General features: G+C 73.4%; 13 protein-coding genes and 2 pseudogenes. 6 read left to right on the top strand and 9 right to left on the bottom strand.

The window, feature by feature from the left end:
* Nucleotides 1-343 precede the first annotated feature (343 nt).
* A complete protein-coding gene (locus MRQ36_RS34025) occupies nt 344-1,141 on the top strand; it encodes a zinc metalloprotease (RefSeq protein ID WP_242798326.1) in 798 nt (265 codons plus the stop codon).
* A gap of 61 nt (nt 1,142-1,202) precedes the next feature.
* On the opposite strand, the gene helR is transcribed toward MRQ36_RS34025, so the two are convergent.
* A complete protein-coding gene (helR, locus tag MRQ36_RS22300) occupies nt 1,203-3,353 on the bottom strand; it encodes an RNA polymerase recycling motor ATPase HelR (RefSeq protein ID WP_374250573.1) in 2,151 nt (716 codons plus the stop codon).
* A 219-nt stretch (nt 3,354-3,572) separates the two neighbouring features.
* Nucleotides 3,573-4,965: pseudogene (locus tag MRQ36_RS34525) on the bottom strand (PLP-dependent aminotransferase family protein).
* Between MRQ36_RS34525 and MRQ36_RS22280 the strand changes: the two are divergent.
* Nucleotides 4,964-5,872, top strand: a complete 909-nt coding sequence (locus MRQ36_RS22280; RefSeq protein WP_242798320.1) for a DMT family transporter — start codon at nt 4,964-4,966, stop codon at nt 5,870-5,872. The pseudogene MRQ36_RS34525 and the gene MRQ36_RS22280 sit on opposite strands and share 2 nt — an antisense overlap.
* A gap of 8 nt (nt 5,873-5,880) precedes the next feature.
* On the opposite strand, the gene MRQ36_RS22275 is transcribed toward MRQ36_RS22280, so the two are convergent.
* Both MRQ36_RS22275 and MRQ36_RS22270 read right to left on the bottom strand, forming a co-directional pair.
* Nucleotides 5,881-6,480, bottom strand: coding sequence for a TIGR03086 family metal-binding protein (locus tag MRQ36_RS22275; protein ID WP_242798318.1), 600 nt, complete (start codon nt 6,478-6,480; stop codon nt 5,881-5,883).
* A gap of 108 nt (nt 6,481-6,588) precedes the next feature.
* A complete protein-coding gene (locus tag MRQ36_RS22270) occupies nt 6,589-7,272 on the bottom strand; it encodes a hemerythrin domain-containing protein (protein WP_242798316.1) in 684 nt (227 codons plus the stop codon).
* Nucleotides 7,273-7,492: 220 nt separating this feature from the next.
* Here MRQ36_RS22270 and MRQ36_RS22265 point away from each other — a divergent pair, with 220 nt between their 5' ends.
* From MRQ36_RS22265 to MRQ36_RS22255, 3 genes are all read left to right on the top strand, one after another.
* The gene (locus tag MRQ36_RS22265; RefSeq protein ID WP_242798314.1) at nt 7,493-7,918 is read left to right on the top strand and encodes a hypothetical protein; all 426 of its coding nucleotides are present in this window, start codon (nt 7,493-7,495) and stop codon (nt 7,916-7,918) included.
* A gap of 31 nt (nt 7,919-7,949) precedes the next feature.
* Nucleotides 7,950-9,143: a helix-turn-helix domain-containing protein gene (locus MRQ36_RS22260; RefSeq protein WP_242798311.1), complete on the top strand. Its 1,194-nt coding sequence runs from the start codon at nt 7,950-7,952 to the stop codon at nt 9,141-9,143.
* Nucleotides 9,144-9,207: 64 nt separating this feature from the next.
* Nucleotides 9,208-10,863, top strand: coding sequence for an FAD-binding dehydrogenase (locus tag MRQ36_RS22255; RefSeq protein ID WP_242798309.1), 1,656 nt, complete (start codon nt 9,208-9,210; stop codon nt 10,861-10,863).
* A gap of 25 nt (nt 10,864-10,888) precedes the next feature.
* Here the strand turns inward: MRQ36_RS22255 and MRQ36_RS22250 are convergent, their stop codons facing one another.
* A complete protein-coding gene (locus tag MRQ36_RS22250) occupies nt 10,889-11,800 on the bottom strand; it encodes an alpha/beta hydrolase (protein WP_242798307.1) in 912 nt (303 codons plus the stop codon).
* Between the two features lie 47 nt (nt 11,801-11,847).
* Here MRQ36_RS22250 and MRQ36_RS22245 point away from each other — a divergent pair.
* A pseudogene (locus tag MRQ36_RS22245) lies at nt 11,848-12,294 on the top strand (LuxR C-terminal-related transcriptional regulator); the annotation flags it as partial.
* A 113-nt stretch (nt 12,295-12,407) separates the two neighbouring features.
* On the opposite strand, the gene MRQ36_RS22240 reads toward MRQ36_RS22245, so the two are convergent.
* The 4 genes from MRQ36_RS22240 to MRQ36_RS22225 all read right to left on the bottom strand — a co-directional run bounded on the left by MRQ36_RS22240 (nt 12,408) and on the right by MRQ36_RS22225 (nt 16,556).
* A complete protein-coding gene (locus tag MRQ36_RS22240) occupies nt 12,408-13,817 on the bottom strand; it encodes an ABC transporter substrate-binding protein (RefSeq protein ID WP_242798305.1) in 1,410 nt (469 codons plus the stop codon).
* Nucleotides 13,818-13,836: 19 nt separating this feature from the next.
* Nucleotides 13,837-14,667 carry a carbohydrate ABC transporter permease gene (locus MRQ36_RS22235; protein WP_242798303.1) on the bottom strand — a complete coding sequence of 277 codons (831 nt, stop codon included), beginning with the start codon at nt 14,665-14,667 and terminating at the stop codon, nt 13,837-13,839.
* On the bottom strand, nt 14,664-15,623 hold the full coding sequence (locus MRQ36_RS22230) for a carbohydrate ABC transporter permease (protein WP_242798301.1): 960 nt from the start codon (nt 15,621-15,623) through the stop codon (nt 14,664-14,666). Before MRQ36_RS22230 ends, MRQ36_RS22235 begins: the two co-directional genes overlap by 4 nt.
* 114 nt (nt 15,624-15,737) lie before the next feature.
* Complete coding sequence (locus MRQ36_RS22225) at nt 15,738-16,556, bottom strand: MBL fold metallo-hydrolase (protein ID WP_242798299.1); 819 nt, start codon at nt 16,554-16,556, stop codon at nt 15,738-15,740.
* Nucleotides 16,557-16,786 lie beyond the last annotated feature (230 nt).

Genomic DNA, 16,786 nt, shown 5'->3' with positions numbered 1-16,786 from the left:
GGGTGAGGGCCGCCGTCCCGGGTGGCCCACCCGACGGCGAGCGGTCCTCGCCCGGGACCTGTTGTTCCCGTCCACGACGTGTTCAAATACCGGGACGACCAGCTCAGTGGCCTTCCCGCGGCGGACCCCTGTCCCATCCCGCCGCGCGAAACCTTCTCATCCCCATGCGCGAGGTGCACACATGCGCAGAAGATCCACGTTCCAACTGGCGGTCCTGACCGCCACCGCCGCGACGTTCTGACGGCCGGCGGCGCCCGGCGCACTGGCCGGCGCCGCGCCCGCGGCCCCCTCGTCCGGTGTCGCGGCGTGCGAGCCGGGTGCCGGTGGGAACAGCGCGGCCCGGGTGGCCGAGGGCGCCACCGCCCAGGAGCCGGAGCTGTACTCCAAGAACGAGGCGAACGCCTACGGCGTGATCAAGGATTCGCCGCGTCTGCCCAACGGCAGCGTCACCATCCCCACGGTCTTCCACATGGTCTCCGACCACCCGCTGACGGCGGCGGAGACGACCCGGTGGAACACCCTGATCGCCAACCAGATGACCGTGCTCAACGACTCGTACTCGGGGAAGACGGCGGCGGACGCCGCCGACACCCCGTTCCGGTTCGACCTGGTAGACACGACCTGGACGGTGAACAGCGCCTGGTACACCGTCGAGCCGGGCAAGAACGAGCGGGACATGAAGAAGGCGCTGTACACCGGCGACGCCCGCACCCTGAACGTCTACGCGGCGAACATCGGTGGCGGCCTGCTCGGTTGGGCGTACTTCCCGAAGGGCTACAACAACGGCCGGGACTACATCGACGGCGTCGTGATGCTGGACGAGTCGATGCCGGGCGGCACCGCGGGCAAGTACGCCCTGGGTGACACCCTCACCCACGAGGTCGGGCACTGGCTGATGCTGGAGCACACCTTCGCGCACGGGTGCGCCGCCTCCGGCGACTACGTGGCGGACACTCCCCGGGAGGCCGCGCCGCAGTTCAACTGCCCGGTCGGTGCGGACACCTGCACCGCCCCCGGGCTGGACCCGATCCACAACTTCATGGACTACACGCAGGACTCCTGCATGAACATGTTCACCGCCGGCCAGGCGGACCGGATGAGCGACGCCTGGGTCGCGTTCCGGTCCGGCGGCGGCAAGTAGCGAACCGGAGGGGGTGCCGGGCCGCGGCCAGCGGCTCGGCACCCCCTTTCGCGTACGCGGGTCAGGGGCGGGTGAGGACGACGAGTTGCCGGGTCGCCCGGGTCATCGCGACATAGCGGTCGACCGCACCTTCGATGCCGGCGCCGAAGCCGTCCGGTTCGACGAGGACGACCAGGTCGAACTCGAGCCCCTTGGACAGCTCCGGGGTCAGCGACCGGACCCGGGACGTCCCGGCGAACGTGGGATCGCCGATGACGCAGGCGATCCCCTCGGCGTGCGCGGCGAGCCACCCGTCGAGCACCGACCCCAGCTCGGCGACCGACCCGGAGGCGACGGGCACCCCCGTGCTGCGGATGGAGGTCGGCACGTTGGCGTCCGGCAGCACCGCCCGGATCACCGGTTCGGCCTCCGCCATCACCTCCCGCGGCGTCCGGTAGTTGACGCCCAGCGTGGCCACGGTGATCCGGTCGAGCCCGACCCGGGTCAGCCGTTCCGGCCACGACTCGGTGAAGCCGTGCCGGGCCTGGGCGCGGTCCCCGACCACCGTGAAGCTCCGGGACGGGCAGCGCAGCAGCAGCATCTGCCACTCGGCGTCGGTCAGTTCCTGGGCCTCGTCCACGACGACGTGCGCGAACGGGCCGGCGAGCCGGTCCGGCTCGTCGCCGGGCAGCCCGGATTCGTCGATCAGCGCGTCCTGGAGGTCCAGTTGGCGCAGGCTCGACAGCACCCCCTCCCCGTCGTCGTACGTGTGCGCCTCGATCAGCTCGTCGACGACGGTGGCCCGCCGCTGGCGTTCCACGGCGAGCGCGGCGTCGTGCTGGCGGTGACGCCGGGACGCCTCCGGGTCGCCGAGCCGCTGCCGCGCCGCGTCCAGCAGCGGCAGGTCGGACACCGTCCAGGCGTGCGGGTCCTCGCGCTGCAGCCGCCGGATCTCGTCCGCGTCGAGCCAGGGCGCGCACCTGCGCAGATAGGCGGGCACCGACCAGAGGTCGCCGACCAGGTCGGTGGCCTCCAGCAGCGGCCAGGCCCGGTGCAGGGTGCCCCGCAGTTCCCGGTTCTGCCGCAGGGATTCGCGGACCAGGCCCTCCGGCTCGTCGCCGTCGTACCGCTCCAGCAGGATGGTGAGCAGTTCCGCCCAGATCTCCTCGCGCGCCTCGTTGTGTGGGACGCCGGCGCCGGCCTCGAACGCCTCGGCCCAGTCGTCGGCGCTCAGCCGGAGGTCGGCGTCGCCGGTGCTGACCGTCATCCCCCGGGTGGGCGGCTCCTCATAGAACCGGACGGCGGTCTCGATCGCGCCGACCATCGCCGCGGTCGACTTGAGGCGGGCCACGTCCGGGTCGGCTTCGACCGGCGCCCCGGCCCCCTCGGGGACGAGGTCGCGCAGGGTGCAGGTCTGCACGTCCTCCTCGCCGAGGCCGGGCAGCACGTCGGAGACGTACGCCAGGTAGGGCTGGTGCGGGCCGACGAAGAGCACCCCGCCCCGGCGCCGACCGAGATGAGGGTCGGCATAGCGCAGGTAGGCGGTGCGGTGCAGGGCGACGACGGTCTTCCCGGTGCCCGGTCCACCGTCGACGACGAGGGTGCCGCGCGAGCCGGCCCGGATGATGGCGTCCTGGTCGGCCTGGATGGTGCCGAGCACGTCCCGCATCCGGGCCGACCGGTTGGTGCCGAGGCTGGCGATGAAGGCGGACTGGTCGTCGAGTGCGGCGTGCCCCGCCCACCCGTCCGGGGTGAACACCTCGTCCCAGTAGTCGCTGATCCGGCCGCTGCTCCAGCGGTACCTGCGGCGGCTGGCCAGGCCCATCGGGTTGGCGTGGGTCGCGCCGAAGAACGGCTCCGCCGCCGGGGACCGCCAGTCCAGCAGCAGCCGGCGGCCCGCGCTGTCGGTGAGGCCCCGTCGCCCGACGTACACCGGCTCGGGGTCGTCGGTGCGGACCAGGCGGCCGATGCACAGGTCCAGGCCGAAGCGCCCCAGCGTGCGCAGGCGAGCCTCCAGCCGGCGGACCTCCAGGTCCCGCTCGACCGCCTGTCGGCCCTTCCCGCCGGGCGCCCGGCGTACGGCGTCGAGCCGGTCGGACAGGTCGGCGAGCACCTGCTCCAGGCTCGCCGCGAGGGCCGCGAAGTGCCGCTCGTCGACGGCGATCAGTGCCGGGTCGGCCTTGTGCGCGAGCCGGTCGGGAAGGTCGAAGGCGCTGCGGGTCAGAGGGCTCACGTCCACCTCCGGCCGATCCGCACCAACGGTTTACCGACTTTCCGCGCCGCGCATGACAATCGCATTCGTGTCTTCCATTTCTGCAGGTCCCGGCCCTCGGCAGGGGATTCTGCGGCACGACCGGGGTCTTGCCGCAAGACCCGGGGTGCGCTATACCTTGAAAATGGAGGGGGCGATTGTTCCCTCTTTTTTTTTCGCGCCGCTACCGCCCGCGCGCCGTCACGGCCGGTCGAGTGCGACGGCCAGCCGGCGGACCGCCTCGTCCATCAGGTGCGGTGGGGCCGCGGCGTAGGTGAGGCGCAGGTGCGGGGCCGGGGCCTCGGCGGCGTACCACGGGCGGCCGGGGAAGACGACGACTCCCTCCGCCGCCGCGGCGGCGGTCAGCGCGACGTCGTCGGTGCCGTCGGGGAGCCCCACCCACAGGTGCAGGCCGCCGCGCGGGACCGTCGGCGGGACCAGCGCCGGCAGGTGCCGCGCCAGCGCGGACAGCAGCGCCTCACGCCGGGCGCGCAACTCGGTGCGCAGGGTGCGCCGGTGCCGGGCCCAGGCGGGCGCGCTGACGAACTCCAGCGTGGCCTGCTGCAACGGACCGGCGACGAAGAGGTCGTCGAGCAACCGGGCCGCGCGCAGCCAGGCGCCGGCCGGTCCGCGGGCACCGAGCGCGGCGATCCGCAGGCCCGGCGCGGCGGACTTGGTCAGCGAACGCAGGTAGACGACGTGCCCGTCGGGGTCGTCGGCGACCAGCGGGGCGGCGGTTCGCCGTCGATGGTCAGGTCCCGGGCGTAGTCGTCCTCGATCAGGAACGCCCCGGCGTCGCGGACCGCTGCGGCGACCTCGGCCCGGCGGTGGGCGGTGAGCGTCGCGCCGTGCGGATTGGCGTGCAGCGGCTGGCAGTAGAACACCCGGGCGCCGGTGCGGGCGAACGCGGCGGCGAGCTGGTCGGGACGTACGCCGTCGGCGTCGGCGGGCACCGGCACCGGCTGCAGGCCGGCCGCGTGGGCGGCGGCCAGGGCACCCAGGTAGGTCGGGGACTCCACGAGCAGGGTGTCGCCGGGCGTGGTCAGCGCGCGCAGCGCCGACGAGAGCGCGGCCTGCCCGCCCGGGCAGATCACCAGGTCGTCGGGGCGCAGCCCGGTGGCGGTGTCGCGGGCGAACCAGGCGCGCAGGTCCGCGCGCCCTCGACCGGCCCGCGCTGCCAGGAGGCGGGTTGCCGGGCGGCGCGGGCCAAGGCCGCACCGAGCGCGGCGGCGGGCTGGAGGTCCGGGTCCAGGTAACCCCCGGAGAGCGGAATCGCCCCCGAAGGCGGTAACGCCAGTAGCGCCTGCATCTCCTCCTCGCCGGGTCGGCGCGGGCCCAGGGCGACCGTCTGCCAGGACAGGTCCGGGGTACGCCGGGCGGCCGGCCGGGCCGCCACGAACGTCCCCCGGCCCGACCGCGTCTCGATCAGCCCTTCCGCGACGAGCTGCCGCATCGCGGCGGCGACGGTCACCGGGGAGGCATGGTGGCGGGCGGTCAGCTCGCGTACCGAGGGCAGCCGCGCGCCCGGCGCGGCGGCACCGACCAGACGCCGTAGCTCTTGGACGACCGGATCGGCGGCGTTACCATCACCCATGACGGTCAAGAGTAGCGCTACTCGTCCGGAGACGGTAACGGCCCGGCCGGCCGCCGGCCTCGCCCTCGGCGCGCTGGGGGTGCTCGCCTTCAGCATGTCGCTGCCGGCCACCCGCGTCGCGGTGCAGCAGCTGGACCCGTGGTTCGTCGCCTTCGGGCGGGCGGTCGGCGCGGCGCTGCTCGGGTGGGCGTACCTGCGGCTCACCGGTGCGCCGCGCCCCACACCCGCGCAGTGGCGACGCCTGTCGGTCGTCGCGCTCGGCGTCGTCGTCGGCTTCCCGCTCTTCACGTCGCTCGCCCTGACCACGCAGACCTCGGCGCACGGCGCCGTCGTCGTCACCGTGCTGCCCGCCATGACGGCGGTATTCGCGGTGCTGCGCACCGACGAGCGTCCGCCGCTGCTGTTCTGGCTCGCCACCGCCGCCGGCCTGCTGTCGGTGCTCACCTTCCTCGCCGTCGGCGGCCTGGTCCACGGCGCGCTCTCCCTGGCCGACCTGTTCCTGGTCGTCGCGGTGGTGCTCTGCGGCCTGGGGTACGCCGAGGGCGGCGCGCTCGCCCGCGAGCTGGGCGGCGCCCGGACCATCTGCTGGGCGTTGCTGCTCTCGCTGCCCGCCACCCTCCCCGTCACGGCGCTGGCCGCCGTCGCCCGTCCCCCGCACGCGGACGCCGTGGCCTGGTCGGCGTTCGGCTACCTCACCGTGGTCTCGATGTTCCTCGGCTTCTTCGCCTGGTACGCCGGGCTCGCCCGGGGCGGCATCGCGCTGGTGGGCCAGCTACAGCTCGCCCAGCCGGTGCTCACCCTGGCCTGGTCGGCGCTGCTGCTCGGCGAGACCGTCACCCCGGCGTCCATCGTGGCGGCGGTGGCGGTGCTGGCCTGCGTCGTGCTGATCCAGCGCACCCGCCGGTGATCCGCCGGCTAGTGCTCCGGCCACGACGGGGAGCGGCCCACCAGCGCCAGTATCCGATCCAGTGGGTCGCGGTCGTCGGAGGTGGGCAGCCGGGGGGCGAAGGCAGCGCCGGGCGCGAGCCGACGGTCGTCGTCGGGGATGGCTTCGGCGACGGCGAGCGCGGCCCGCAGCAGCTCCGCCGGCAGCCCGAACGGCAGCGCGAGGGAGCGGGCGACATCCCAGCCGTGCACCACGTAGTCGATGAAGTGGAAGCTGACCGCCTGCCGACCCGGCACCCGCACCCCGGCACCGAACTCGGGGAGCGCGCATCGCCGATCGAGCACGTCGTCCGCCGCGAAGGCGGCGATGACCTGCTCGCCGGCCTCGGCGTAGTCCGCCGCGAAGCTGCCACCGAGCGGGCGGACCCGCCACTCGTCCAGGGATGCGCCGTGGCCACCGGCCGAGGCGGCGAACCCGCGGTGCTGCGCCGTCATGTGAGCCAGCAGGGCGGCCAGGTCCCAGCCGGCGCAGGGCGTCGGCCGTTCGAGGTCCTCCGGGCGTATCCGCTCGACCAGCGTGATGCTCGCCCGTACCGCTGCCTCGTCCTCCGCGCGGAGATCCGGAATCATGCGCCCGAGCCTACGACCCCATCTCCTCCCGGTGCGCCCCGAGCACAGTGGACGCCGCGCCCGCCCCGCGGGTGTGCGCCGTCGAGACGAGCTGACCGGTGGAGGTCGTCAGTCGCCGAAGACGGCGGCCTCCCGGCGGCGGAAGCCCGGTCGCATCACCGCGAGCAGCACCCGCAGCACCGGGCCGGCGATGGCGCGCAGCTCGGCCAGCTCCGCCGGCTCGGCGTAGCGTTCGAGCCGGGGCAGCTCGAAACGGATCGAGCCGCCCCGGCGGACGGCCCGCTCCACGCTGTTCCAGTCGGCCACGCTGACGTGCCGTCGGATCACCGGGAAGAGCAACCGCTCCTCCTGCTCGATGTGCGTGTCCAGGAAGTCGCTCAGCCGGGCGAGGGTCGCGGCGAGCCGGCCCGCGACCGTACGTGCCCGCCCCTGGTCCGGGGCGCCGGAGGCGAGGACGGCGACGAGCTCGTCCGCGCCGGCCCGTACCTCGTCCAGCACCGGGTCGAGCGCCGCGTGGTCGGCACTGAGGTCCCGCAGGTCGACCTCCCCGCCCGCCGAACGCTCCAGCACCGGCCACAGGACGTCGTCCTCGGTCTGGTGGTGATGGTGGATGCCGTCGCAGAGCAGCCCCAGATACGTGCGCAGCGCGGTCGCCCGGCGGCGGTCGTACGTGAGCTCGCCGCCGGCCACCCGGTCCAGCAGCTCGGCCAGCCGACGGGTGTCGGCGCGCATGGTGCGGTGGTTGACGCGGAAGCCGAGGAGGTTCGGCTCGGCGCGGGGGGTGGTGCCCATGGTCTCCTCCGACGCGGTCTGGTGTCCCGACTCCCGGATGCGGCGCTCGGCGCCGGCCTGACGCCGGGAAGATACCTCGCCGGACCTGGCTCGCGCGGTCACCGACCACCCCGGCCGCTGTCCGATTCCCGAAGTCGAGGGAAATCCCGCGCCGCCTCCTGGTCCCGGCACCGGCCGTGGGGACGCCCCGACGGCCTGCGCCGCACTACAGTGGGCCCTCGTGAAGCGCCCTCCGCTACCGCCGATCGTCGACCAGACCCGCGTCTTCCTGCTGACGCAGACCTGGCTGCTGCTGGTCGGCCTGCTGGTCCTGCTGCTGCTCCTGCCCCTCATGAGCACCCGTGGCCCGCTCGACGACGAGTCGGGCACCGACCTCGCCGTACTCCTCGGCTCGCTGATCGTCACCCCGGCCGTGCTGGCGGTCGCGGCGAAGGCGGTCCGGCACGGCTGGACCGCCGGCTGGTTCCTCGCGCTGCTCGCGGAGCTGGCCGTCGGCGTCGTCCTCTACGCGGCGTTCGACTTCGGTCTCTTCCTCGGCCTGCCGGCGCTGCTCTTCGTCGGGCTCGGGGCCTGGGTCCTGGCGAACCTGTTCCGCGCCGACGTCCGTCGGTTCTTCTTCGCCCGCACTAGAGTTGTCAGCCACTGACAAGACCGCGGACGCCCCGTGAGGTGCCTTGATGGCTGGTGCTCAGCTGCGCGGCCAGGTGCGGTCCGAGGTCATGGAGCGGCAGGCCGAGATCGCCGAGAGCGTCGTCGCGACCATCACCGCGCGGATCCCCGCGTACGCCGCCCTGTCGCCCGGCCAGCTGGACGAGGTGCGCGCCATCGCCTCGTGGGGCACCGGCCGGGTGCTCGACCTCTGGGTGGCCGGCGGTGAACTCTCGCCGGACGACCTGCGCCGGTTCCGGGGCATCGGCGCCGCGCGGGCCCTGGACGGACGCCCCCTGCCGGCGGTGCTGCGCGCCTACCGCCTCGCCGGGCAGGAGGTGACGTCCCGGGTCGAGCAGATCGGCGCGGACCGCCTGGCGGTCGCCGACATGATGGACCTGGCGCGGCTCTGGATGGCGTGCATCGACGCGCTCTCCGAAGCCATCTACGAGGGGTACGCCACCGCCACCGCCCGGGTCAGCGGCGACCGCGCCCACGCCCTGGGAGATCTGGTCGACGACCTCCTGGTCGGCCGGCAGGTCACCCGGACCGGGCTCGCGGACCGCGCCCGCGAGCTGGGGGTCACCCTCACCGACCGGCTGACGATGGTGCTGCTGTGCCCGGCCGACCCGCACACCGAGGTGACCCTGGAGGCGCTCGACGCCTTCCTGCCCGCACCGCCGGCCGCCGCCACGATCCCGCTGCGGGTACGCGACGGCCTGGGCATCGCGCTGCTCGCCACCGGCCAGCAGCTCGACACCGCCGGCCTGGCCCGGCGGCGGTGGCGCGGCTGCCGGCTGGCGGACCTCACCGTCACCCAGCTCCCGTCCCGGTTCCGGCTGGGCGCCAACCTGCTCCGGCACGCCCCGACCCGGGCGTTCCGGCCGGACCGGCCACTGCTGGCGGAGGCCGACGCGCACGTGGTGGGCCTGCTCACCCGCCATGCCGACGCCGACCCGCAGCGGCTCGCCGCGCTGGTGCTGGGCGGGGCGCAGGCCGGCGGGCTCACCCACCTGACCGAGGGACTGGACGCCTACCTCGCCACCGGCTCGGCCAGCCGGGCCGCCGAGCTGCTCGGGGTGCACCCGCAGACCATGCGCTACCGGCTGCGCCGGCTGCGCGACCTGACCGGCCGCGACGCGCGCGACGCCTGGGACCGGCTCGTGCTGGAGGCCGCCCTCCTCGTCGCCGGACCGGGCAGCGCGTTGTCACCGAGTGAGTAACCGGCTTGTCCCCGCCGACGATCTTCGTTGCGGCCCCGGCGACCGCCGACGCAGGCTTGCCGACATGAAGGCCGACGTCATCATCGTGGGTGCCGGGATCGCCGGACTGGTCGCCGCCGCCGAGGTCGCCGATGCCGGCCGCCGCGTCCTGCTGGTGGACCAGGAGGGCGAGCAGAACCTCGGTGGCCAGGCCTTCTGGAGCCTAGGCGGCCTCTTCCTGGTCGACAGCCCCGAGCAGCGCCGTCTCGGCGTCCGGGACTCCCTCGACCTGGCCCGGCAGGACTGGTTCGGCTCCGCGCAGTTCGACCGGGAGGACGACCGCTGGCCGCGCGCCTGGGCCGAGGCGTACCTGGACTTCGCCGCCGGTGAGAAGCGCTCCTGGCTGCACGGCATGGGCCACCGGATCTTCCCGGTCGTCGGGTGGGCCGAGCGCGGCGACGGGCGGGCGAACGGGCACGGCAACTCCGTACCCCGGTTCCACATCACCTGGGGCACCGGCCCCGGCGTGGTCGCCCCCTTCGAACGGCGGGTCCGCGCCCACGCCGACGCCGGCCGGGTCACCTTCGCCTTCCGGCACCGGGTCGACGGGCTGGTGGTGGAGTCCGGTGCCGTGGTGGGGGTGCACGGCACCGTGCTGGAGCCGACGACCGTCGAGCGGGGCCGGCCCAGCAGCCGGGTCGCCGTCGGTGAGTTCACCCACCGGGCGCAGGCGGTCATCGTCACCAGCGGCGGCATCGGCGGCAACCACGATCTCGTACGCAAGGCGTGGCCCGCGCGTCTCGGCACGCCGCCCCGACGGATGGTCTCCGGGGTTCCGGCGCACGTCGACGGCCGGATGCTGGCCATCGCCCAGGAGGCCGGCGCCAACCTGATCCACCCGGACCGGATGTGGCACTACGTCGAGGGCCTCCGCAACTGGGCCCCGATCTGGGACAACCATGGCATCCGGATCCTGCCCGGACCGTCCTCGCTGTGGCTGGACGCCGCCGGCAACCGGCTGCCCGCGCCCTACTTCCCCGGCTTCGACACCCTCGGCACGCTGCGCCACCTGCGCGCCACCGGCTACGACTACTCCTGGTTCGTGCTGACCCAGAAGATCATCGAGAAGGAGTTCGCCCTCTCCGGGTCCGAGCAGAACCCGGACCTGACCGGCAGGGACCTCAAGCTGCTGCTGTCCCGGGTGAAGTCGGGTGCGCCGGGACCGGTGGAGGCGTTCAAGCGGCACGGCGAGGACTTCGTGGTGGCCGGCACCGTGGAGGAACTGGTGGCCGGGATGAACAAGATCGCCGACGACGACGCGCCCGCCCTGGACGCGGCGGCCGTCCGCACCCTCATCGAGGAACGCGACCGGCAGCTGGACAACACCTTCACCAAGGACGCCCAGGTGATGGCGATCCGCTCCGCCCGCACCTACCGGGGTGACCGGCTCATCCGGACCGCGTCCCCGCACCGGCTGCTGGACCCGTCTGCGGGGCCGCTCATCGCCGTACGGCTCAACATCCTGTCCCGCAAGACCCTCGGCGGCCTGGAGACCGACCTCGACGGACGCTGCCGCACCGGCGACGGGTCGGTCCTGCCCGGCCTCTACGCGGCCGGCGAGGTCAACGGCTTCGGCGGCGGCGGGATGATGGGCTACAACGCGCTCGAAGGCACCTTCCTCGGTGGCTGCCTCTACTCCGGTCGCGTCGCCGGGCGTTCGGCAGCCGCCCAGGTCGGCTGAGGCGGCGGCCGGCGCGACGGCACCGCTACGGTCGCGTGATCCGGTCGGCCAGCCAGGAGTCGACACCGTCCAGCGCCGTCCGGGCCAGTGCCGTCGGGTGACCCGTGAAGCCGTGCGGCGCCTCCGGATAGACCCGCACCTCGACGTCGTTGCCGGCGGCGGTGAGCCGCCCGGCCAGCGCCAGGTTGTCCTCCAGCAACACGTCCGCGCTCCCCACGACCAGCAGCGTCGGGGGAAGACCGGAGAGGTCGCCGTAGACCGGGGAGATGTCGGGCACCGTCCGGTCCGCGACGTGGCCGGCGTACGCCTGGATGAAGTACTCGTCGGCGATCCGGCGACCGGCCGGGGTGCGGGCGCTCAGGTCGTAGGTGCCGAAGAGGAGGGCGGCACCGGTGAACCGGTCGACGGCACCCCGGTCCCGCAGCCGGAGCAGGGTCACCAGGGCGAGGGTCGCGCCGGCCGAGGTCCCGCCGATCGTGAGTCGGGACGTACCGAAGCGGGCCTCGGCCTCGGCGACCAGCCAGCGCGCCACCGCCTCGCAGTCGTCGGGGGCGGCCGGCCAGGGATGCTCGGGCGCGAGCCGGTAGTCGACGCTGACCACCGCGAGCCGCGACGCGTCGGCGAACTCGCGGTTGCGCCGGTCCCCGCGCGCGGCACAGTCCAGATAGAAGCCGCCGCCGTGGATGTCCAGGTGGACGCCGCGCGGCGGGCCGTCGGTGGGCACGAGGATGCGGACCGGTACGCCCGCTGTCCCGACCGTCTCCTCGACGGCGGGCGGATCGGCGGCCGGCGGAGCGGACCGCTTCGCCCGCGCCTCCGCCAGCTCCGCCACGGTGGCGGGGCCACGGCCCGCGACCCTCGTCCGGTAGAAGTCCCGCGCCTCGTCGACCTGCTCCGCGGGCACGTCGGCGAGGAATACGTCCAAGGTGAGGCGCACCGGCCCTCCCCCTCACTCGGCTCTCTGCGCCACGCTATCGCCGCCGACCGGACCTGGCCCGGGTACACGTCGTCATCCTGACGAACTACGGCCTGGACGAGTACGTCTTCCACGCGCTCCGCGCCGGGGCGGCGGGGTTCCTCGTCAAGGACATCCACCCGGAGGACTTCCTGCACGCCGTACGCGTCGCCGCCCGTGGTGACGCCCTGCTCGCGCCGTCGATCACCCGCCGGCTGATCGACCGGTACGTCACCCAGCCCCTGGCCAGCGACAGCGCCACGCGGATGGACGGCCTGACCGTCCGCGAGCGCGAGGCCGTCGCCCTGGTGGCGCGGGGCCTGTCCAACGACGAGATCGCCGATCGCCTGGTGATCAGCCCGCTGACGGCGAAGACCCACATCAACCGGGCCATGACCAAGCTCCACGCCCGCGACCGCGCCCAACTCGTGGTGCTCGCCTACGAGTCCGGGCTGGTGGCCCCGGCAGGTTCCTGACACCGACGACGGGCCCTGGCGCGGCGGGCCGAGGCCGGCCGGCGCCGCCACGACAGCAGCGAGGGCCGGCCCCGATGTCGACGGAACCGGCCCTCCTGCGAGGTGCCCCCGGGTCAGCTGACCGACTTGTTGTAGCTGTCGATGGGCCCCTGCACGCTCGCCGCAGCGTCCTTCATGGCCTGGCCGACCGGCTTGCTGCCGACGATCGCCGCCTCCAGGCCGTCCTCGGACGCCTTGCGGGCCTGCGGCATCACGCCGAGCAGGCAGCCGGCCGACGCGACCGACGGCGGCAGCGCGTGCAGCTGGTCCACGGCGGTGCGGAACTGCGGGTACTGCGCCACCCAGTCCTTGTCGATCTGCTCGTCGAGCGCCTTGGCGTTGACCGGAACGTAGCCGGTGCCGGTGTGCCACTTGGCCTGCTGGGCCGGGCTCACCGCGAACTTCACGAACTCCCAGGCGGCCCGCTTCTCCTGGGTGCTGTGCCCGACGCCGTCGATCCACAGCGAGGCGCCACCGATGATCGGACCGCCGGTGGCGGAGCTGCTCGCCTTCGGGTACGGCGCGGTGAGGACGGTGAACTTGCCCTTGGCCGCGTCGACGTAGCCGCGCATGGCACCGGTGGACTCCAGGTGCATCGCCACCGTGCCCGCCTTGAACGCGGCCTGGGCGTCGTCGGTCTTGCGGCCGGTGTTCGTCGCGTAACCACCCTTGACCAGGTCCACCCACCACTGGGCGACCCGGATGCCGGTCTCCTGGTCGAACTGCACCTTGGTGGCCAGGCCCTTGCGCCCGTTGCCGTTGTCGCAGTACTCCTTGCCGTCGGTGGCGATCAGCTGCTCCAGCAGCCAGCCGTAGATGGCGGCGCCGAAGCCGTACTGGACGGTCTTGCCGCCGGCGTCCTTCACGGTCAGCTTCTTCGCCAGCTCGCCGATCTCGTCCAGGGTCCTCGGTGGCTTCGTCGGGTCGAGACCGGCCCGGACGAAGGCCTCCTTGTTCAGGTACAGCAGCGGGGTGGAGGTGTTGAACGGCATCGACTGGAGCTTGCCGTCGATGGAGTAGTAGTTGGCGATGTTCGGCTCGATGTCGCCGGCGTTGAACCCGTCCTTCTCGATGAACTTGTACATCGGCACGGTCTGCTTGGAGTCGACCATGAAGCGGGAGCCGATGTCGTAGACCTGCACCAGCGCGGGAGTGTTCTTCTGCTGCACCGAGGCCTTGTACTTGGCCACCGTCTCGTCGTAGTTGCCCTGGTAGATGGCCTTGACCTCGACCTTGCCCCCGCTCTGGGCGTTGAAGTCGGCGACCAGCTTGTCGATCGCGGCGGCGTTGGCGCCCTTCATCCCGTGCCAGAACTCGATGGTCGTCTTCCCGGTGGCTTTCTCCAGCACCTCCGCGCCGGGCGCGTCGCGGGCGTCCCCGTCCGCACCGCTGCCGGAATCGGAACCACCGCACGCGGTGAGCGCGGCGGCCGCTGCCAGCGCGACGACTGCCGTCATGACCCGACCGAACTGAGGTTGTCTCACCGGTTCTCCTCTTCTCCAGTTAGCGCAGCGATCCGGCGGTGAGGCCGCGGACGATGTAGCGCTGGCCGAAGAGCACGACGGCCAACGTCGGGAGCAGGGACAGCGCGACGCCCGCGAGGACGAGGCCCGGTTGCGCCACCTCCGCGTCGTTGAGCTGCGAGATGCCGATCTGGAGGGTCTGGTACTCGGCGTCGCGGATCAGGATCAGCGGCCAGAAGTACTGGTTCCACGCGGAGAGGAAGACGTAGACCCCGACGGCCGCGATCGAGGGTTTCGACAGGGGCACGATGACCCGCCACAACAGCCGCCAGTGACCGCACCCGTCGATCACCGCGGCGTCCCGCAGTTCGGTCGGGAACTGCAGGAAGGCCTGCCGCAGCAGGAACGTGCCGAACGCGGAGGCGAGGAAGGGCAGCACGAGACCGAGGTAGGTCGCCCCGCCCCGCGCCAGGCCCCAGCCGGAGACGGCCAGGTAGTTGGGGATGATGATCGCTTCCCACGGCACCATGAGGGTGGCGAGGAACAGACCGAACGTCACGGCCTTCGCCGGCAGCCGGAGGAACGCGAAGGCGTACGCGGCCAGGATGCTGGTGACGATCTGGGCCACCGTGATCGCCCCGGCCTGGACCGCGGAGTTGACGTAGAAGCGACCGAGCGGCACCGCGTGGAACACGTCCCGGACGTTCTGCCAGTGCAGCTCGTGCGGCACCAACGCGGGCGGATAGGTGGCCAGGTCACCGGGGCCCATCACCGCGCCGGCGAAGCCGTAGTAGATGGGGAACAGGACCGGGATCAGGGCCAGGCCGAGCACGACGTAGACGGCGGCCCGCCCGAGGCTGAACTTCTTCATCGGTAGTGGACCCGCCGTTCGAGGACGCCGAACTGGACAGCCGTGCAGCCGAGCATGACGACCAGCAGCACGACGGCCTGCGCGCTGGCCGAGCCGAAGTCGGAGGACCCGAAGGCGAACGCCTTCTCGTAGATCGAGTAGACCAGCGTCGTGGTGGCCCGGTCCGGGCCGCCCTTGGTCAGGATGTGGATCTGGCCGAAGCTCTGCAGCGCGTGGATGGTGGAGACCACGACGAGGAAGAACAGCTGCGGGGAGAGCAGCGGCACGGTGATCCGGGACGCCAGTCGCCAACCGGTCGCGCCGTCCAGCCGGGCGGCCTCGACCACCTCGGGCGAGATCGCCGCGACACCGGCGGAGAGCACCAGCACGTTGTAGCCGAGGTTCATCCACACCGTCGCGGCGGCCACGGCGGGCAACGCGATGGACGGATCGGTGAGCCAGTTGACCCGGTCGATCCCGAGGGAGCCGAGCAGGCCGTTCGCCACGCCGATCGCGGGGTTGTAGATGACGGCGAAGACGACCGACGCGCTCGCCACCGAGAACGCGAACGGCAGCGCGAAGGCGGTACGCAGCACCCGTACGCCACGGATGCGTGCCTCCAGCAGCAGCACCACGACCAGCGCGCCCAGGACGGCCGGCACCACGGACAGGAGGGTGAACAGGCCGGTGGTGGCCAGCACCCGGCCGAACTCGGGCGACAGCAGTTCCCGGTAGTGCTCGGCGCCGACGTACACCGAGGGGGCGCCGAAGAGGTCGTTGCCGTGCACGGACAGGTAGAGCGTCCGCCCCAGGGGCCAGAACACGAACAGCCCGAAGACCACGACCGACGGCAGCAACAGCAACCAGCCGAGGGCGGAATCGGTGCCGCGAGCCGGCTTGCCCCGCCGAACCGTGGCGCGGGTGGGAGTCGGGGCGTGGTGATCCGTACCGACGCCGACGGTGCTGGGGGAGGGCACGGCAGCACACTACCAACGCCATCGATGGAAGGAAATGATCTGGCGCGGGACGAGGGGTGAAGGTTCTTTACGGGAGCGGGTCGGGGCCTGGCCGGCGGCCCCCGCACGGGTGCCTCAGCCGACGTCGGTCCAGGGCCGGGTCAGGTGGGCGGTGGCCAGCACGGCGCCGTGGGCGCGCGCGTGGGCCAGCAACCACTGACGGCTGCGCCGGGCCGCCGAAGGGTCCGCCTCGTACCGGTAGCCCACCTCCGGGTCGACCAGCTGCACCGCGTGCACCAGGACGTCGCCGGTGACGATGACCTGCGCGCCGCACCCGTCCACCACGACCGACTGGTGACCCGGGGTGTGGCCGGGTGTCGGCACCACCCCGATCCAGCCGCCGGCGCCCCGACCCACGGTGGCCAGGCGAGTGGCGCCGTCCACCTCGTCGAGCTGACCGGTGGCGTGCAGCGGGTTCACGACGTACGTCAGCGCGGCCCGGCCGGCGGTCAGGGCCGCCACCTCCCGCCGCTGCACGACGTAGCGCGCGTTGGGGAACACCGGCGTCCCGTCCGGCGCGACCGACCAGCCGAAGTGGTCCTCGTGCAGGTGGGTGAGGACCACGGTGTCGACGTCCGCCGGGTCGATGCCGGCGAGGTCGAGTTCGGCGGGCAGCCGGCCCGGCACCGGCGCCCAACTCGCGGCCGGGCTGTCGGCGGGGCCGACCCCGGCGTCGACCAGCGTCAGCCGGTCCCCCGGCCCCCGGACGGCGTAGCAGCGGAAGTCCAGGTGCCACGTCTCCCCCGGGCCGAACGCGCCGGGGTCGACGGCCCGGGCCAGCTCCCAGTCCTCCGGCGTCACCCCGGGAAACGCCTGCTGCCGGCCGAGGAAGAACGGCCCCGACGCGTCCAGCAGCGGCGTCACCCGGAACGGGCCGACCGACCGGGAGGCCACCGGCGGCCGGCCGGCCCGACGTACCGGCCGGGGCCCGGCGGTGGCGCGGGCCGGGACGGCCGCGCCCGCCCGGTCGGTGCCGCCCAGGCGAGCCGGCGACGGTCGCGGCCGTCGCGGCGAGCAGGAACCCTCTGCGCCCGAACTCGGCGGATCTGTCGTGCACTGTCGGCTGCCTCTCCTCGCGGGTGCGCCGGGAGACCGGACCGGTCCCGCTCCGGCGGGGTCGACGC

The sequence above is a fragment of the Micromonospora sp. R77 genome (genome assembly GCF_022747945.1).
In the GTDB taxonomy this organism is placed as follows: Bacteria; Actinomycetota; Actinomycetes; order Mycobacteriales; family Micromonosporaceae; genus Micromonospora.
Note: the sequence above shows the minus strand (reverse complement) of the source record. Positions and strands in the feature narration are given on the sequence as shown.

Excerpts from the sequence above, each read along its gene's own strand:
- MRQ36_RS22260 (WP_242798311.1), top strand. The coding sequence starts at position 7,950 with ATGGCTGGTGCTCAGCTGCGCGGCCAGGTGCGGTCCGAGGTCATGGAG.
- MRQ36_RS22275 (WP_242798318.1), bottom strand. The coding sequence starts at position 6,480 with ATGATTCCGGATCTCCGCGCGGAGGACGAGGCAGCGGTACGGGCGAGC.
- MRQ36_RS22270 (WP_242798316.1), bottom strand. The coding sequence starts at position 7,272 with ATGGGCACCACCCCCCGCGCCGAGCCGAACCTCCTCGGCTTCCGCGTC.
- MRQ36_RS22255 (WP_242798309.1), top strand. The coding sequence starts at position 9,208 with ATGAAGGCCGACGTCATCATCGTGGGTGCCGGGATCGCCGGACTGGTC.
- MRQ36_RS22235 (WP_242798303.1), bottom strand. The coding sequence starts at position 14,667 with ATGAAGAAGTTCAGCCTCGGGCGGGCCGCCGTCTACGTCGTGCTCGGC.
- MRQ36_RS22280 (WP_242798320.1), top strand. The coding sequence starts at position 4,964 with ATGACGGTCAAGAGTAGCGCTACTCGTCCGGAGACGGTAACGGCCCGG.